We start from the raw sequence: 17,976 nt of genomic DNA on the forward strand, positions 1-17,976 counted from the left end.
TGTACAAATATAGTAATTTGAATTTCTAAATTAAATAACTAAATTAGGCGAATGAATTTTCTAGCGCACATCTATCTTTCTGGAAACAACGACATGCTTAAGATTGGTAATTTTATGGCCGATAGTATTCGTGGGCATCACTATTTGGATTATCCAGACGATATTAGAAAAGGTATTTTATTACATCGATACATCGATACTTTTACCGACGCGCATCCTATTTATAGAAAAAGTAAACACCGTTTGCACGAGAAATACGGACATTATTCAGGTGTAATTATGGACATTGTTTACGATCATTATTTGGCTAAAAATTGGTCGAAATATTCCAATGAAAAACTAGAAGATTATGCCGACAGTTTCTACAAATTACTTCAAGATAATTGCGAAATACTTACCGATAAAATTCAGAAAATGATGCCTTCTATGATTGCTAGAAATTGGTTAGTTAGTTATGCAACTTTAGATGGTTTAGAAATGATTTTATTTCAAATGGATTACCGAACAAAACATCGTGTTCACATGCAAGAAGCAATTGTTGAAGTAAAGCAATTTTATACGGAATTTGAAGAAGAATTTACATTATACTTTGAGGAATTAGAGCAACATTGCCAGGAGAAATTAACAGAATTATGAAAAAACTATGCACAATATTGTCATTCCGTAGGAATCGCAATCAAAACTTAAAAAGAACAACACTTTTAATTTTTCTCTTTTTTTCACTTTTCTGCCAAGCGCAAAAAGGATTAATCACCTCCAAAGCAATGGTCGTTTCTGCACGTGAAGAAGCATCACAAATTGGTGTAGAAATAATGAAAAAAGGTGGCAATGCCTTTGATGCAATGGTTGCCACCGAATTGGCACTTGCTGTTTCCTATCCGTATGCGGGAAATATTTCTGGTGGTGGATTTATGGTATATCGATTGAATAACGGCGAAACTGGAGCATTAGATTATCGCGAGAAAGCTCCGATGAAAGCTTCAAAAGACATGTATTTGGATGCAAACGGAAACGTAATACCAAATTTATCAGTGAATGGCGCATTGGCAGTTGGCATTCCTGGAACTATCGCTGGATTATTTGAAGTTCATAAAAAATTCGGAAAATTATCGATTGAAGAAATTATGAAACCTGTTATTGCTTTGGCTGAAAAAGGTATAGTTATTACTTCAAAACAACTCAAACAAATAACAGACAATCGCGAAGAAATCATTAAAGTAAGTGGTGATAAGACTATATATTCCAAAGAGTTAAAAGTTGGCGATACTATTAAATATCCAGCGATGGCTTCGACTTTAAAACGAATAATGCTAAACGGAAAAGACGAATTTTACAAAGGTGAAACTGCTGAAAAAATAGTTGCTTTTTTAAATTCAAAAGGTGGTATTATTTCGATGGAAGATTTGGCTAAATATGAAGCAAAATGGCGCGAACCAATCCGTTTTAAATACAAAAATTTAGATGTCATTTCGATGTCGCCACCATCAAGCGGCGGAATTACTTTGGCGCAAATTATGACGATGCTTTCGAATTATAAAATTTCAAAATTCAAACACAATTCTGAAAAATACATTCAACTTATAACCGAAGCCGAGCGGCGCGCTTATGCCGATAGAAATTACTATCTTGGCGATCCAGATTTCATTAAAATCCCTAAAAATCAATTGCTTGATAAAGATTATTTAAACAATAGAATGAAAAGCTTCAATTGGGAAAAAGCAACCCAATCATCAGAAGTAAGTCATGGAGAAATTTCAATTTCAGAAAGTGATGAAACTACACATTATTCAATTGTAGATCCGGATGGCAATGCAGTTTCAGTAACCACAACTCTAAATGGCGCATACGGTTCGAAGTTGTATTCTGAAGAGTTAGGTTTCTTTTTTAATAATCAAATGGATGATTTTTCTGCAAAACCTGGTGTTCCAAATTCGTACGGATTAGTTGGTGCTAAAGCCAATAGTATTGCACCACAAAAGCGAATGTTGAGTTCGATGACACCAACAATTGTAGAAAAAAACGGTAAACTTTTTATGGTTTTAGGAACACCTGGCGGATCAATAATTATAACATCTGTTTTGCAAACCATTCTAAATGTTGCTGAATTTAAAATGGGAATGCAAGAAGCCGTAAATGCACCAAGATTTCATCACCAATGGTTACCAGACGAAGTGTTATTTGAACCTAATAAATTTGAAAAATCAATTTTAGAGAACCTTACTAAAAAAGGTTACAAAATCAATGAAAAATCGGCACGAATTATTGGAAAAGTAGATGCAATTTTGGTTCTACCAAATAAAAAATTAGAAGCTGGAGCTGATGCTCGAGGCGATGATACAGCAGTTGGATTTTAATTTTTGAAAATGAATTTTATAACCGATTTAGAGAACCGTTTACGAAGTAATTTCAATCGAGAAACTGCAATTCCGATGGAGAATTACATGAAAAATAATTTCGATTTTTTAGGAATTAAAACCATCGAAAGACGAGCAATTTTAAAAGAGAATTGTGAAAAATACAAGCAAGAAGTTAAAACAAATTATAGAGCAATTGCTTGGGAATTATTCCAAAAGAAAGAACGTGAATTTCACCTTTGTGCAATTGATATTTTCATTAAAGAAATCAAAAAGAACTATGTTCAAGAAGATATTATTTTAATCGAAAAACTTATAATTACCAACTCTTGGTGGGATTCTGTTGATACTATCGCTAAATATCTTGTTGGCGGTTATTTGCAAAGTTTTCCTGCAAAAACATTTGAAATTATCGAACGTTTTTCTAATTCAAAAAATATGTGGTTGAATAGAAGTGCGATTCTTTTTCAATTGAGCTATAAAGAACAAACCAATTTCGAATTACTAAAATCAGAATGCGAAAAACACAAAGAATCTAATGAGTTCTTTATTCAAAAAGCTATTGGTTGGGCATTAAGAGATTATAGCCGTTTCAATCCAAATGGTGTTAAAGAATATGTAGATTCTACTAATTTAAAACCTTTAAGTCAAAGAGAAGCACTGCGAAATATAAAATAAGTTATATTTGCAATCCTATAAAAAATTTACAATGACCAATCGTAAATCGGTTTCAGTACAACTTCTATTTAGAAAATTCGCTCGAAAATTTGAAGCGGTTGTTTTTCTTTGCAAACAACTTTTATCTGAAAGAAATTTCATTTACTTAGCGTGCGTTTTAGTTGGAATTTCTTGTGCTTTGGCAGTAATTGTTTTAAAAAGTTTTGCCCACAACGTCTTTGTTTTTGCTAACTATGTAAACGGATTTTTAAAGTTTCCGTTCTTTAATATTTTACTACCGATCATAGGAATTCTACTAACAGTTTTTGTAATTCGGAGAGTTTTAAATGGTGAATTGGAAAAAGGAAGTTCTAAAATATTGTATGCTGTTGCCAAAAAAGGCGGAATTATTCCTAAAAAGCAAATGTATGCGCAAATCATTACGAGCTCATTAACCGTTGGTCTTGGTGGTTCGGCAGGATTAGAAAGTCCTATTGTGATAACCGGTGCAGCATTTGGATCTAACTTTGCTCAAAAATACCGATTATCCCAAAAAGACAGAATTTTACTTCTGGCTTGCGGCGTTTCTGCCGGAATTGGAGCTGCTTTTAACGCACCGATTGCTGGAGTTTTATTTGCAGTAGAAGTAATTCTAACCGATGTTTCAATTTCTGCATTTATTCCGATAATAATTTCTGGAGCAACTGGAGCTTTGGTTTCTAAAGTAATTTTGAGTCAGGATGTACTTTTAAGTTTTAAAAATGTAACCGAATTTGATTATCACAACACACCTTATTATATTTTACTTGGTATTCTCGCTGGTTTAGTTTCGGTTTATCATGCTCGAAATTTTAGAAAAGTAGAACATTTTTTTAGTAAAATCAGAAGCGGAGTTTACAAGAAAGCATTGTTTGGCGCTAGTATTTTGGCTATATTAATTTTTATATTTCCATCACTTTTTGGTGAAGGTTATGAAAGCATCAAAACATTATCTACTGCGAATCCAGAGGAATTATTAAACAATACTTTTCTTGAAGATTATAAAAGTAAACAATGGGTTTTGTTGGCATTTGTTGGAATAATAGTTCTACTTAAAGCGTTTGCAACTGGTTTAACTTTAGGTTCTGGTGGAAATGGTGGGAACTTCGCTCCTTCTCTATTTGTAGGTTCTTATCTTGGATTTTTTGTTGCCAAATTCATGGATATCACCAATATTAATTCACATTTACCTGTTACCAATTTTGCAATTGTTGGAATGGCTGGAATTTTATCTGGATTGTTTCATGCGCCTTTAACAGCAATATTTTTGATAGGTGAAATTACTGGCGGTTACGATTTAATGGTTCCGTTAATGATGGTTTCTTCGATAAGTTACGCTGTTTCTAAGCAATTTGAAAAACATTCTATGGATGTAAAAGCACTTGCCGATAAAGGTGAAGCTTTTACAAGCGATAAAGATAAAAACATCTTGCAAAGCATTGATTTTCTTGACTTGGTTCAAACTGATGTAAAGACAATATCGTTAGACAAATCATTAGAAAATTTAATCGAATATTTGTCAAGTTCCAATCAATCTATTATTCCGGTTTTGGATGAAAAAAATAAATTGTTAGGAATCATTGATTTCGAATCGATCCGTCCAATTGTATTTAATCAGTATCGAATAAAATTCACGATGATTAAAGAAATTATTTCGCAACCCAAAGAAGTAATTCACCACGATGACGGCATGGAAACCATTATGGATAAGTTTGAAAGTTCAAATGAAACAGTACTTCCTGTAACTAAATACGGTAAATTCTTCGGCCTAATTTCTAAAGTTGAAATCCTTGAAGCCTACCGTGAGAAGTTGAAAGAAATGGTAATTGAATAAAATTAACTAGAATTAGATAACAATTACAATTTTTCAAATTTAAACAAAGTAAAAACAAACTCATAAAATGAAGTTTGGGAGAAAAAAAAGTTAGCAGTGTTCAGTTGGCAGTTCGCAAACTGAACACTAAAAACTCTTTACTTATACTACTTTGTCTTTTCTCCAACAAAGTAATCATTAGTGCTTTTAAACAATACATTAAATGTAGTTAAACTGCCATAACATCTTGTAATGTATTGCTGCAATTCGATTTTTTCTGAATTCTCCAAATTGCTTGCATTTATTTTTTGCTCCATTACACGAAGTCTATCTCTCACCATAATTATTTTATTAAAAAAAGTATCAATTGGAACTTCTTTATTTTGAGTTGGTGTTCCTGGTTCCATGATTAACTTTCCGCCTTTCCACTTATCTGCTATTGGAACAATTTGTGAAACATCACTCCATTTTTGCAGCAAATTTTTCAAGGTTTTTTCTACTTCATAAAAACTAACCGAATCTACTTCGTCTTCAACTGCTTCAATGATTTCAAATTCGCTGTCAACATCGATAGTTTCCAATCCGCTTTCTATGAATGTTACCCAATAATGTTTGGATGTTACATTGGTTACAACTCCAAGTCCAAATTCTGAATGTTTAATACGTGATCCTATTCCTAAAATATTCATCTGATTTATTTTTTTCAAATATAAAAAAATTGATAAAATTTAAACTAGTATATGTTTAAGAAAATACGATTTTTTCGAGAAGAAAATCGATGATTAATTGTACCCAAGATGATACCAATAAAAAAACCACCTATTTTCATAGATGGTTTTCTCAAAATCAAACAAATATATTATGTATTATTTTTTCATGAAAATGTTAGTGTAATATTTCTTTCCATTATTTGGATTTATAGAAATTGAAACTCCAAAATGAGTATAATCTCCTTCAATATTTTCTTTGTGACCTGGACTTTGTAACCAAGCATGTAAAGCAGCGTTTGCAGTAGAAAAATTGTATGCAATATTTTCACCAACAGTTACAGCACCTAAAACCGATTTAATGTTACTAGCACGTTGATTGAAATAGTCATGATTTACAACATTATTTTCAATCATGTAATCATTGTGTTCTTCCGACTTGTACGAAATGTGGTTTATCAAAGATAATGTTGACAAACCTTGAGAAGCTCTGTAATTGTTTACCACTTCAACTAAAGCCATCTCGTCTTGATCGTAACTGTATTCCGTTACAACTTTAGAATCAGTTGTTCCTGATTCGCTTTCTTCAGATGAACATGACATCAAAGTAAATACCAATAGCATTGGCATTACAACTCTTAGTAATTTTGCTTTCATAGTAGTAGGTTTAAGTCTATGATAGATGTGGGGCAAATATCTATAGGGTTAATTTTTTTAAGGATAGATGTGGGGCAAATATCTTTAGGTTTTAATATTGTAAGAACGTTTGTGCTTTTTCGTTATACAATACTACTACTATATCGGTTAAGTGTCAAATAAAATCGACGAAATGCATCATTTTAAAAAATTGTGGAATAAAATTCTTACAATTATGATGAAAGCCTTTCAATTTTCCATGAAAAATCATCTTTTTGAAGTTGGTATCGTATTCTATCATGCAATCGATTAGGTCGACCTTGCCAAAATTCAACCTCTTGAGGTTTAACTAAAAACCCACCCCAAAACTCTGGTCTTTCAATTTCTTTTCCGATGTAATATTGTTCTAATTCCTTTAGCTTCTGTTCTAAAACAAGTCTAGAAGAAATAACCCTACTTTGATCAGAAGCAATTGCGCCGAGTTTGCTTCCATCGGGACGTGAATTAAAATAATTATCAGATACTGTTTCGGAAGTTTTTTCGGCTATTCCTTTAATGATTACTTGGCGTTCTATACTTGGCCAAAAGAAAGATAAACAAACGTGTGGATTGTTTTGTATTGCTAATCCTTTTTCGGAATTATAGTTGGTGTAGAAAATAAATCCTTCTTCGTTGAATTTTTTAAGTAAAACAACACGCGATTTTGGAAATCCGTCTAAACCAATTGTGGAAACTGTCATGGCGTTTACCTCATCGATACCACCAAAATCCTCGGTTTCATGAAACCATTTATTGAATAGATTGATTGGATCTTCGGGAATGTTAGTTTCTAGTAGTTCGCTTTTTTCGTATGATTTTCTGTAATTGCCTAAATCTTTCATTGTGTAATTTGTTAGATTACAAAGTTCGTGAAGTTTTGGTGAAGTTTACAAAAATTAGAATGGTTTTTCTTTTAGCCCTGATGCTGGAATTGTTTGAGCTTTCCCGATTTTTATCGGGAAGCGAGTTCCTGCAGCAGGAATAAGGATTACTGATAAAGCCCAAGCGGTTCGCTCCAGATTCTTACAGAATGACAAGTTTGAAGTTTTGCCTTAATCCATTTCAAATTCTTTTCCGTCGTCTGCGAGTTGCACGTTTTGGAAAATGGTTTGAGCTTCGTCTTTAAACAACTCTATGTTGCCGTAACGCGTTGAATAATGACCGAGTATAAGATTCTTGACGTTGGCTTTTAAAGCGATTGTAGCGGCTTGCTTAGCGGTTGAATGCATTGTTCGCTCTGAAAGATGGGCTTCACTTTCTAGAAATGTGCTTTCGTGATAGAGATAATCTACGTTTTCAATAATTGGAATGATGGTTTCGTCGTAAATAGTGTCGCTACAAAAGGCATACGATTTTGCTACTTGCGGATCGAAAGTTAGCTCTGAATTTGGAATTACTGTTCCGTTTTCTAGAGTGATATCGCCTCCGAATTTTATTTTGTTGAAATATACTTTATCGATATTGTAGTTTTCTACGGCTTCGATATTAAGTTTTCGTTCGATGTTTTTTTCTTGAAATAAGTAACCATTGGTGTAAATGCGATGCTTTAACGGAATGGTCTTCACCACTACTCGATCGTCTTCGAAAATGGTTTGGGATTCTTTGGATTCTAGTTCGTTGAAATATAAATTATAACCTGTAAATGAACCCGATGCACGAAGCTGAAGCAGTATGATTTCTTTAATACCTTTTGGTCCATGAACCGTTAAATCGCTTTCACGATTGAGCAACATGAAAGTAGAAATTAATCCGACTAATCCATAAAAATGATCGCCGTGAAGGTGTGAAATGAAGATGTGATTTATTTTGGAAAATTTGACTTTACTTTTTCGGAGTTGCACTTGCGTTCCTTCGGCACAATCTATTAGAAACAGACGATTTTTAATTTCTAAAACCTGTGACGTTGGATTGGAAATTGTTCGTGGAGTTGCAGCATAACAGCCGAGTATAGTTAGTTTCAAGATGCTTATTTTATTTTTTTACTTTGAAAAATAATTATTGCCATTGCAAGTATTAATAAAAGATTGGAACCAATACCGAAGTAGTTGTACTCGTTTTGAGTATAACCATTGTATAGATTTAAGCCTAATAAAGCTATCGATGCAATGATTAAAATGTAAGCGATTCTAACTTTGTTCATTGTTCTCTTTTTTATCATTCTCTACTTTTCCTAATTTTACAACTTTAATAATGATGTAAATTAGAAGTGCTAGATTTACTGATAATCTTAAATAGTCAAACTCTTGGGTTTTAAAACTTGTGATTAGCCTTTGTACAAACAAAAATGTTAGTATAAAAAGTACAGCTGCGTAAACGTAAATTAATGTTTTATTGTCTAGTTTCATGTTTGAATTTTTAAAATCCTAAATCGCGTTCAATTTCTTCCATTTCAATAATATCATGTGCTTCTTGAAGCGATGGCACTGCAATAATTTTTACGGGAACATCATTAAAATCGATTCCGTCGGCAACGATTACAAATGATTTTTTTCCTTTTCTGTGTACTTTAGATAATTCTGAAAAGGATTTTATATCTTTAACTGTAATTCCTTTATCGTGAGTGATATCAATAATTAAATTCTGATTTTTAAAACTATTATGCTCATGGGTTATTTTTTCAAGGAATGCATTTACATCGCCTTGAGTATCTTTTATAGTTGTAGTATGTCCTTTTTGATCTACTTTCATAATTACTGTTTGATTTTACTTGCTAATAAATAAATCACTGCCATTCTAATTGCAACACCATTTTCAACTTGGTCTAAGATGACCGATTGTTGTGAATCGGCAACATCTGATGTAATTTCGACTCCACGATTTATTGGTCCGGGATGCATGATTACAATTTCTTTATTAAGTGAATCTAGCAAAGCTTTGTCAACTCCATATTGCTGTGCATATTCTCTAGTTGATGGAAAGTAGTTCACATCCATGCGTTCGTTCTGAACTCTTAACATATTTGCAACATCACACCATTCTAAAGCTTTTCGCAAATTTGGTTCAACCGAAACTCCAAGACTTTCAATGTACTTTGGAATTAGAGTTTTTGGTCCGCATACTTTTACTTCGGCACCTTGCATTTGCAGTGCATAAATATTTGACAAAGCCACTCTCGAATGTAAGACATCACCAACAATAACTACTTTTTTTCCGGCAACTTCGCCTAGTCGTTCTCTTATAGAAAAACTATCTAACAAAGCTTGAGTAGGATGTTCGTGCGCTCCATCACCAGCGTTTACAATACTTGCTTTTACATTTTGTGATAAAAAATACGCCGCACCTGGATTGGCATGACGCATTACAACCATATCAACTTTCATTGACAAAATATTGTTTACAGTATCAATCAAGGTTTCTCCTTTTTTAACCGAAGATTGTGCTGCTGAGAAACTAATTACATCTGCCGAAAGTCTTTTTTGAGCCAATTCGAATGATAATTTGGTTCTCGTACTGTTTTCAAAAAATATATTGGCGATAGTTATATCTCGTAAAGAAGGCACTTTTTTTATTGGTCGATTGATAACTTCCTTGAAATGATCTGCTGTTTCAAATATCAAATCGATGTCTTCCTTGACAAGGTATTTTATTCCTAATAAATGGTTTACACTTAATTCTTTCATTTATTGTTGTGTTGTTGTGTTTGTCAATCTGAATTTATTTCAGATTCTAAAATATTATATTGGTGCACTTCGACTGCGATCAGTGTGACAATCTTTAAATTCGTAATTCGTAATTCTTAATTCGTAATTAAATAAACTGCATCTTCTCCTTCATTTTCAATCCAGCAAACTTTTACTTTTTCGTTGTTTATGGCGTCAACTTGTCTTCCTCGATAATCGGGTTGAATGGGTAAATGACGACTAAAACGTCTATCTATAAGTGTTAAAAGTTCTACTTCTGATGGTCTTCCAAACGATTGAATTGCCGTTAATGCTGCGTTGATACTTCGTCCTGTATAAAGAACATCGTCTACAAAAACCACTTTTTTATCTTCGACTAAAAAATCAATCTGGGTTTTATTGGCTTCTAATGGTTTTTCGCCTCGACGGAAATCATCTCTAAAAAAGGTGATGTCTAAAAATCCGAGTTCGATATTGGAAACACTGTATTCCTTTTCTAAAATCTGTTTTATTCTTTCGGCTAAAAATTTTCCTCGTGGTTGTAATCCTATCAAAACAGTGTTCGAAAAATCGAGATGCTTCTCTATCAACTGACAGGCCAAACGATGAAGAATGATATTTACTTCTTGTGAAGTGAGCAATATTTTTTGACTCATAATGAAGTGTTGTGTTTGGAGTGTAAAAATACGATATTTTTTTTATGGTTTAATTCAAATTTGGAAATTGCTTTAAAATAGTTTTCTCTTCTGCCACAGATTACACTGATTTTCACAGATTGAAATGATAAAAAGTTTATTAAAAATTGATTTAGAAAAAGACAAAACCAATCTAGCCCTGATTGCAATGGAAATAAAAATGATTTTTTCAATCATTTTTATTGTAATGGAAAGCAGGAATATGGAAACCAAAAATGCCCAAGCCTTTCGCTCCTGTAAACAATTTTAAGAATAAGTTTTATTGTTTTAATTCGAAAATAAGTAACTTTATGCACAAGTAATTTACAACTGAAAATCCTATAAAATGTCAAATATCCAATTAATTATAGAGGAACGCGCTGCCGATATCGGAAACTTTTTGGTGGGACGATTATTGCCGTTTAAAGAAAAAAGAACCGTCGGGCCATTTGCATTTATTGATCATATGGGTCCAGCCGAATTGTCGGATTATCAGAATTTAGATGTTGGTCCGCATCCACACATCGGACTTTCAACACTAACCTATCTTTTTGAAGGAAGTATTATGCATCGCGACAGTCTTGGAACTGAAATTGAAATACAACCTGGCGCAGTAAACTGGATGACTGCCGGAAAAGGCATTGTCCATTCGGAGCGAACACCAGAATATTTACGTCATTCGGAAAAGAAATTACACGGAATGCAAATTTGGGTGGCGTTACCAAAAGAATTGGAAGAAATGGAACCATCATTTGTTCATGTGGAAGCCGAACAATTGCCACAATGGAACGAAAACGGACTTTCCTTTAAACTTATTGCTGGTGAATTTTCGGGAAGAAAATCTGGAGTTCCAACTTATAGTCCGCTTTATTTTATCGAAATTAAAAGTACCGAAAAACAGAAAGTGAATATCGGAAATCATCTATTTGGAGAAAGTGCTTTGTATATTCTAGAAGGAAGCATCAATAGTGATGGAACGAATTTTGGTCCGAAGCAAATTCTGATTGCAAAAGAAAGTTCGTTATGTGAATTTGAAATAGAAGAAAACACTACAATTTATATTTTTGGTGGCGAGGCTTTTCCCGAAGAACGCTATATTTTCTGGAATTTTGTCTCCAGTTCTTCAGATAAAATTGAAGAAGCCAAACAACGTTGGATCAATCAAGAATTTCCAAAAATTGAAGGCGAAACTGGTTATGTTCCGTTACCTGAGAATAAAGGATTTACTATTAAAAAATAAAAAATCTCAAAGTTTTTTTGCCACAGATTAAACGGATTTTAAAGATTTTAATTTATAGTCCTTAATTATTCTCACAACAAAAATCTGTGATAATCTTTAAAATCTGTGGCTAAAAAAAAATCCAGCGGTTAAACTGGATTTTCATATCATATATTAGTTATACATTTTCTTTCTCAACTCTTGAACACCTTCGTTATCAAGATATTCATCGAATGTCATGTATCTGTCAATCACTCCGTTTGGTGTAATTTCTAGAACTCTGTTGGCAACTGTTTGCGCAAACTCGTGGTCATGCGTTGTAAACAAAACCGAACCTTTAAAGTTTTTCAACGTATTATTGAATGCCGTAATCGACTCTAAGTCTAAGTGGTTTGTTGGTTCATCTAGCATTAATACATTCGCGCGCATCATCATCATTCGAGATAGCATGCAACGTACTTTTTCTCCTCCAGATAAAACGGTACATTTCTTTAACGCTTCTTCACCAGAGAAAATCATTTTCCCTAAAAATCCGCGGATGTAAACCTCATCGCGTTCTTCTTCGGTTTTTGCCCATTGGCGTAACCAATCAACTAGATTCAAACTTCCATCTGTAAAAAATTCGTGGTTTTCATTTGGCAAATACGATTGTGTTGTTGTAATTCCCCAATCATAAGTTCCTTCATCGGCTTTTTGATTTCCGTTTAGGATTTCATAAAAAGCGGTCGTAGCACGAGAATCTTTTGAGAAAATCACCACTTTATCTCCTTTCGCCATATTCAAATCTACGTTTTTAAACAATACTTCACCATCAACAGATGCGGCAAGGTTTTGAACATGCAAGATTTGATCTCCAGCTTCTCTTTCAACATCAAATATAATAGCAGGATATCTTCTGCTTGAAGGACGAATTTCATCTAAATTCAATTTGTCAATCATTTTTTTACGAGAAGTAGCTTGTTTCGATTTGGCCACATTCGCACTAAAACGACGGATGAACTCCTCTAATTCGGCTTTTTTCTCTTCGGCTTTCTTATTTTGTTGTGCTTTTTGTTTCGCTGCTAACTGACTTGATTCGTACCAAAACGTATAGTTTCCAGAATAGTGATTGATTTTTGAGAAATCAATATCCGAAATATGCGTACAAACAGAGTCTAAAAAGTGTCTATCGTGCGAAACTACAATTACTGTATTTTCATAATTAGCAAGGAAATTTTCTAACCAAGTGATGGTTTCAAAATCCAAGTCATTCGTTGGCTCATCCATTACCAAAACATCCGGATTTCCGAAAAGCGCTTGTGCCAATAACACACGAACTTTCATTTTTCCTTCCATTTCGCCCATTAGGTTGTAATGCATATCGGCAGCAATTCCAAGGTTGGATAACATCGCACCAGCATCAGACTCTGCGTTCCAACCGTTCATTTCTTCAAATTGCACTTGCAACTCACCTATTCTATCGGCATTCTTATCATCATAATCGGCGTACAAGGCATCCATTTCAGATTTCACTGCGAATAATACTTTGTTACCCATCATTACAGTTTCAAGAACGGTGTGCTCATCAAACATGTTGTGATTTTGATTCAAAACCGACATACGTTTTCCAGGCTCAAGAAATACGCGACCCGAAGTAGGATCGATATCACCAGCAAGAATCTTTAGAAACGTAGATTTTCCGGCACCATTGGCACCAATTACTCCGTAACAATTTCCTTGTGTGAAAGTTGTATTTACTTCGTCAAATAATATTCTTTTACCAAATTGAACTGATAAATTAGATACAGTAAGCATAAAATGATTTTCTTTAATTTCGGTGCAAAAGTAGTGAAAAGTGTTCAGTTTTTAGCGTTCAGTGTTCAGTTTTTAGCGTTCAGTGACTTACACACATTTTTTTGTTGAAAAACAGGTAAAAGTACGCGGTTGCGCTTTGTAGGAAAATGGTATATTTGTGAAGGATGTGATTTTAGAAATGCGTTTATTTATAAGTTATCCTTCATTGAAAAGCCAACCTTACAAATAGCAAATCTAGTTTTTTACCAACTCAAACTCCAACACTAAAAACAAAAGAGCTGTTTCTTTACAAGGCTCTAAGAAATTTCATAAGAATAATATGAGCAGACTCCAAACAATAGAAAATCGACTTAAAGAAATAAATGGAACTGTGTTTCAAGAGCTTTGCGATAGTTATTTAATTATAAGAGATCATAATTACTTAGCTATATCTAGAACAGGAAGCCAAACAGGAAAACAAAAGACAACAAAAGGAACACCTGACACATTCTTTCAATTGCCAAACGGCAACTTTTTATATTCAGAAATTACAACTGATACGAGTACAAAAAATAAGTTAGCTAATGATATAAAAGCTTGTTTTGATCCAGATAAGACAAAAATACCTATTGATAAAATTCAAGAAATAGTACTTTGTTTCAATTGGAACATAGATCAAGAGAAAATATCTGAATTAAATGCATTAGCCCAAGGTTTTAAAGCTGATATTAGAATTCGCTATTTAATGTTGCAAGAATTAGCGTTAGAACTTCATTTAAATCACAGAGATTTAGCTCATCATTATTTAGGCTTGCCTTTAGATACTGGTCAAATTATTTCAATAGACAACTTTATCAAAGAGTATGATAGAGCGTCAAAAGGTATTGCCACTCCTTTGAACAATACATTCTTACATAGGGAAACAGAATTAGAACAATTAAGTAATGTTATAGATAGTCACGACTTTATAATACTTACAGGAGCACCCGGAGTTGGAAAAACAAAGTTAGCAATTGAAACTATCAACAATTATTTAGTAATCAATAAATTTTATCAAGCATATTGTGTTTCATATAAGAGTCATACTTTGCTTGAGGACTTGTATCAATATTTTGATGTAGAAAAAGACTATTTACTTTTTGTTGATGATGCAAACAGGATTGATGCATTTGAACAAATAACAGGCTTTTTTAAAGCTAATAGAAACGGTAAACTTAAAATAATAATTACTGTAAGAGATTATGCTTTTCAAGAAATCGGAAGGAAATGTCAAGAGTTCTCAACTAAAAGAATAGACTTACAAAAGCTAAACGATGAACAAATTATTGATATTATAAAATCTGAACCATTTGAAATTTTAAACCCTGATTATCATAAAGAAATAGTTCGAATTTCAGATGGTAATCCAAGATTAGCAATAATGACTTCCCTTTTGGCAAAAAAGGAACAAAACTTATATGCTTTGCACGATGTTTCCGATTTATTTGAAAAGTATTTTTCAACTTTCATCAAAGATGATGGCGAATTTGAAAATCCCTTAAATATTAAATGTCTTGGAATTATTGCTTTCTTTTATACAATTCCATATAAGAATAAAGAAGTGACAGAATCAATTTTAGAAAAATTTGATATCTCATATAATGATTTTATAGATACTATAGACAAACTTGATAAGTTGGAATTGGCAGAAATTCAATTTGAACACGTAAAAGTCCCTGAACAAAATCTTGCTATATTTTTCTTTTACAAAGCATTTATAAAAGACAACTTGCTTTCCTTTCAAGTTCTGCTAAACAACTATTTTGAAAATTATCAAAGTAGATTTACAGACAGTATTATTCCTGCGAATAATACATTTGGCCCACAAAATGTAATGGACAAAATTAAACCTGTGTTAGTTGAACATTGGAACTTAATTCGAAACAATAATGAAAAGTCTTTTAATTTTCTCAATTCATTTTGGTTTTATTTACAAGATCAAACTTTAGAATTTACGTATCAGTACATAGAAACCTTTCCGAAAATTGAAGAAACCAAATATGACTGTTCGTATGAAAATAATCAATTCAATTATGACAAGGATAATATAATTGAATTACTAGGTAATTTTTTTCGTCTTAATAGTAACTCTTTAAAAGATTCAATTGAATTGTTGTTCGAATATGTAACCAAAAAACCGGATAGATTGCCGGAACTTATTCATAAAATTAGAGAATTATTAATTTTCGATAGAGATGATGAACACTACGATTTTTATAGACAAAAAGCTCTTTTCGATATATTAATATATGGTATAAACAAAGATGATGAATTACTTTCAACATCATTTTATGAACTTTCAAAAACTTTCTTATCCTATCAATTTCAACAATTTAAAGGAGGTAGAAATAATAGTTTTATTCATTATCAATATCCAATTCCTAACAATAATACTATACATGAATTTAGAACGAAAATATGGAATACATTAGATAATAGTTTTGCATCTCGTCCTGTAATGGCTTTCAGGTTATTAAAGAATTATTCACGAGTTCACCCAGATGTAAATAATGAAATAATGGAATTTGACATTCCATTTGTTCTCAATATTATAGACAATCATTTAAACAATGAAAATTTTGAACATTGTAAATATGTTCAAGACCAAATTAGGTGGTTCAAAAGACACGAGTTCAATTTACCCGAGTTCTCAAACTTCACTAACAAATTTGTTAATGAAACTTACATAGCATTCTTAAAATTAGATTGGGATAGATTTAGAGATAAGGAAATATACGATTTTGATGATTTTCGAGATTATGAACGATTAAAAGAGGCAGAAATAAGAAGCTCATTTATATTAACCAATGAGGTTGAAATCAATAACTTTTACAATACTTTTATACTATTAAGAAATTTAGCTGACAACAATTGGAACTATAACAATGCACTAGATTTTGTTATAGATGAAAATTATTCAAGAGACTTAAAAATCGGTCATGCATTATTGGAAAAAATAATTGAAAAAGGAAATGAAGTTAATTATGTTCCAAAAGTTGTTTTTAGAAATCAGTTGAAAGTTGCTAATACAGCTAACAATATTTGGAGTATTTTCCATATAAACCGTTTTATTGAGAATAATTTAAATGGTATTTTAAGTAATATCAAAAAGTTTTGGTTCATTTTATCTGAAAATAATTACAGAGTTTCAAAATCATTGAAAAAATATAAACTACGCCAGCAAAAGAGTTTTAATCTTAAAGAATTATGGGAGTTATCATTTTATGATTGCATAGACGATTCATTAATCAATAAAAGCCTATCTAAATCATTAGTTGAAACAATTTCAAAAATGGATAAATCTAATACAATTCATTTTGACAGACTTGAACGTTTTTTAAAAGTATCTCCAAACTTATTTCAAATAATTTTAAAAACTATTACAGAAAAAAATGAAAGAGAAGGTACTCAAATACGAGTTTGGATGGATATTTTCAGTAAACATTTTGATAACCTTGGTGATGACATTGAGTTAATAAAAAAAGCTTACATCCAACAAAACCTTATTGAAAATCATTTTGACTACCAAGGACAAGGGATTCTAGAAATACTAAAAGTTGATAAAAATTTCTTAATAGAATTTGTTGAAAGTTTATATTCAGCAACTAACAGACATAGTCTTGGAGGCGACCATAGCGATATGAGTTATGTTTGGAATATAGAAAACATAGAAGAGACATTAATCAATGTATTCGACTTAGTGATTGAAAAAGACTTATACTTTGGCATATCAGAACACTATTGTAATGTTTTCTTTAGAAATCCAAAAGAAGAACAGAAAAAAAGAGCGGATGATTTTATTAGACAATACGTAATTGTCAACAATCACGATTATAAAAAAATGCAAATCGTTGTTGACCTCATAAGACATTCAAGAAAAGTATTATTTGAAGAAATATTCCTACTATTTATTTCATTAAATCAAGATAAAGAAACTTTCGGTAGATTAATGTGGAGAGGAAACGGTGGAACATATTCAGGTGATGTAATTATTGGAGATATTCAAGCTTCAGAATGGAGAAATTTATTGGAAATAGCTAAAAAATCAGCTGTAGGAATAAAGTTGATTCCAATAAAAAACTATATAACTGAACAGGTTGAATCTTGTTTAAGGAGCGGAGATTGGGAAAGACAGCGAAAGTTTTTGAGAAAAGATTACTGAAAAGCGAACGCATAAAGTCATACAGAATGCAACCTCAAGCTCCGCCAACCCTTCCCATAAAAACCTCCGCAAATGTCTCCTGACTTTGCGGTTTTTTATGTTTAAAAATTAATTCTTAAAAAAAAGATGGCACAAATTCAAACTTTAAAAAGCATTCTAAATGAACTTTTTTGCTATCTGAGTTTTCAGAGAGCAACTTTTGGCTGTCAGATAGCAATTTTGGGTTGTCAGATAACAACTTAGG

The 17,976-nt window shown here is 32.3% G+C and carries 17 protein-coding genes; 6 read left to right on the forward strand and 11 right to left on the reverse strand.

The features are described 5' to 3' along the window. Positions 1 to 51: 51 nt before the first annotated feature. The 4 genes from LG45_RS14770 to LG45_RS14785 are packed head-to-tail and all read left to right on the forward strand — an operon-like array spanning position 52 to position 4,884. Positions 52 to 636, forward strand: a complete 585-nt coding sequence (locus LG45_RS14770) for an acyl carrier protein phosphodiesterase (RefSeq protein ID WP_035128590.1) — start codon at positions 52 to 54, stop codon at positions 634 to 636. Next, a complete protein-coding gene (gene ggt / locus LG45_RS14775; protein WP_052087636.1) occupies positions 633 to 2,354 on the forward strand; it encodes a gamma-glutamyltransferase in 1,722 nt (573 codons plus the stop codon). Before LG45_RS14770 ends, ggt begins: the two co-directional genes overlap by 4 nt. Positions 2,355 to 2,363: 9 nt before the next feature. Beyond that, a complete protein-coding gene (locus tag LG45_RS14780; protein WP_035128592.1) occupies positions 2,364 to 3,032 on the forward strand; it encodes a DNA alkylation repair protein in 669 nt (222 codons plus the stop codon). A 31-nt stretch (positions 3,033 to 3,063) separates the two neighbouring features. Next, the gene (locus tag LG45_RS14785) at positions 3,064 to 4,884 is read left to right on the forward strand and encodes a chloride channel protein (RefSeq protein WP_035128593.1); all 1,821 of its coding nucleotides are present in this window, start codon (positions 3,064 to 3,066) and stop codon (positions 4,882 to 4,884) included. A gap of 146 nt (positions 4,885 to 5,030) precedes the next feature. On the opposite strand, the gene LG45_RS14790 is transcribed toward LG45_RS14785, so the two are convergent. The 10 genes from LG45_RS14790 to pyrR form a co-directional block, all read right to left on the reverse strand. Next, positions 5,031 to 5,552 carry a hypothetical protein gene (locus LG45_RS14790; RefSeq protein ID WP_035128595.1) on the reverse strand — a complete coding sequence of 174 codons (522 nt, stop codon included), beginning with the start codon at positions 5,550 to 5,552 and terminating at the stop codon, positions 5,031 to 5,033. A 177-nt stretch (positions 5,553 to 5,729) separates the two neighbouring features. Continuing rightward, a complete protein-coding gene (locus LG45_RS14795; RefSeq protein WP_035128597.1) occupies positions 5,730 to 6,227 on the reverse strand; it encodes a CAP domain-containing protein in 498 nt (165 codons plus the stop codon). 212 nt (positions 6,228 to 6,439) lie between these two features. Beyond that, positions 6,440 to 7,087 (reverse strand): pyridoxamine 5'-phosphate oxidase, encoded by a 648-nt coding sequence (gene pdxH / locus LG45_RS14800; protein ID WP_035128599.1) that lies wholly within the window; start codon positions 7,085 to 7,087, stop codon positions 6,440 to 6,442. A 54-nt stretch (positions 7,088 to 7,141) separates the two neighbouring features. Then, positions 7,142 to 7,282, reverse strand: a complete 141-nt coding sequence (locus LG45_RS16510; protein WP_165570818.1) for a hypothetical protein — start codon at positions 7,280 to 7,282, stop codon at positions 7,142 to 7,144. Between the two features lie 15 nt (positions 7,283 to 7,297). Continuing rightward, positions 7,298 to 8,206, reverse strand: a complete 909-nt coding sequence (locus LG45_RS14805) for a ribonuclease Z (RefSeq protein WP_035128601.1) — start codon at positions 8,204 to 8,206, stop codon at positions 7,298 to 7,300. 5 nt (positions 8,207 to 8,211) lie between these two features. Beyond that, the gene (locus LG45_RS16515) at positions 8,212 to 8,385 is read right to left on the reverse strand and encodes a hypothetical protein (RefSeq protein ID WP_165570819.1); all 174 of its coding nucleotides are present in this window, start codon (positions 8,383 to 8,385) and stop codon (positions 8,212 to 8,214) included. Further along, positions 8,372 to 8,590 (reverse strand): hypothetical protein, encoded by a 219-nt coding sequence (locus tag LG45_RS14810; protein WP_035128603.1) that lies wholly within the window; start codon positions 8,588 to 8,590, stop codon positions 8,372 to 8,374. Before LG45_RS14810 ends, LG45_RS16515 begins: the two co-directional genes overlap by 14 nt. A 10-nt stretch (positions 8,591 to 8,600) precedes the next feature. After that, positions 8,601 to 8,933, reverse strand: a complete 333-nt coding sequence (locus LG45_RS14815) for a hypothetical protein (RefSeq protein WP_035128605.1) — start codon at positions 8,931 to 8,933, stop codon at positions 8,601 to 8,603. Positions 8,934 to 8,935: 2 nt separating this feature from the next. Further along, positions 8,936 to 9,865: an aspartate carbamoyltransferase catalytic subunit gene (locus LG45_RS14820; protein WP_035128607.1), complete on the reverse strand. Its 930-nt coding sequence runs from the start codon at positions 9,863 to 9,865 to the stop codon at positions 8,936 to 8,938. Positions 9,866 to 9,981: 116 nt separating this feature from the next. After that, positions 9,982 to 10,521, reverse strand: coding sequence for a bifunctional pyr operon transcriptional regulator/uracil phosphoribosyltransferase PyrR (gene pyrR / locus LG45_RS14825; protein ID WP_035128609.1), 540 nt, complete (start codon positions 10,519 to 10,521; stop codon positions 9,982 to 9,984). Positions 10,522 to 10,885: 364 nt separating this feature from the next. On the opposite strand from pyrR, the gene LG45_RS14830 reads away from it, so the two are divergent. Then, a complete protein-coding gene (locus tag LG45_RS14830; RefSeq protein ID WP_035128611.1) occupies positions 10,886 to 11,779 on the forward strand; it encodes a pirin family protein in 894 nt (297 codons plus the stop codon). 153 nt (positions 11,780 to 11,932) lie between these two features. Here the strand turns inward: LG45_RS14830 and LG45_RS14835 are convergent, their stop codons facing one another. Beyond that, positions 11,933 to 13,552, reverse strand: coding sequence for an ABC-F family ATP-binding cassette domain-containing protein (locus LG45_RS14835; RefSeq protein WP_035128613.1), 1,620 nt, complete (start codon positions 13,550 to 13,552; stop codon positions 11,933 to 11,935). A gap of 370 nt (positions 13,553 to 13,922) precedes the next feature. On the opposite strand from LG45_RS14835, the gene LG45_RS14840 reads away from it, so the two are divergent. Next, positions 13,923 to 17,732: an nSTAND3 domain-containing NTPase gene (locus tag LG45_RS14840; protein ID WP_205620521.1), complete on the forward strand. Its 3,810-nt coding sequence runs from the start codon at positions 13,923 to 13,925 to the stop codon at positions 17,730 to 17,732. Positions 17,733 to 17,976 lie beyond the last annotated feature (244 nt).

The organism is Flavobacterium aquatile LMG 4008 = ATCC 11947, assembly GCF_000757385.1.
GTDB lineage: Bacteria > Bacteroidota > Bacteroidia > Flavobacteriales > Flavobacteriaceae > Flavobacterium > Flavobacterium aquatile.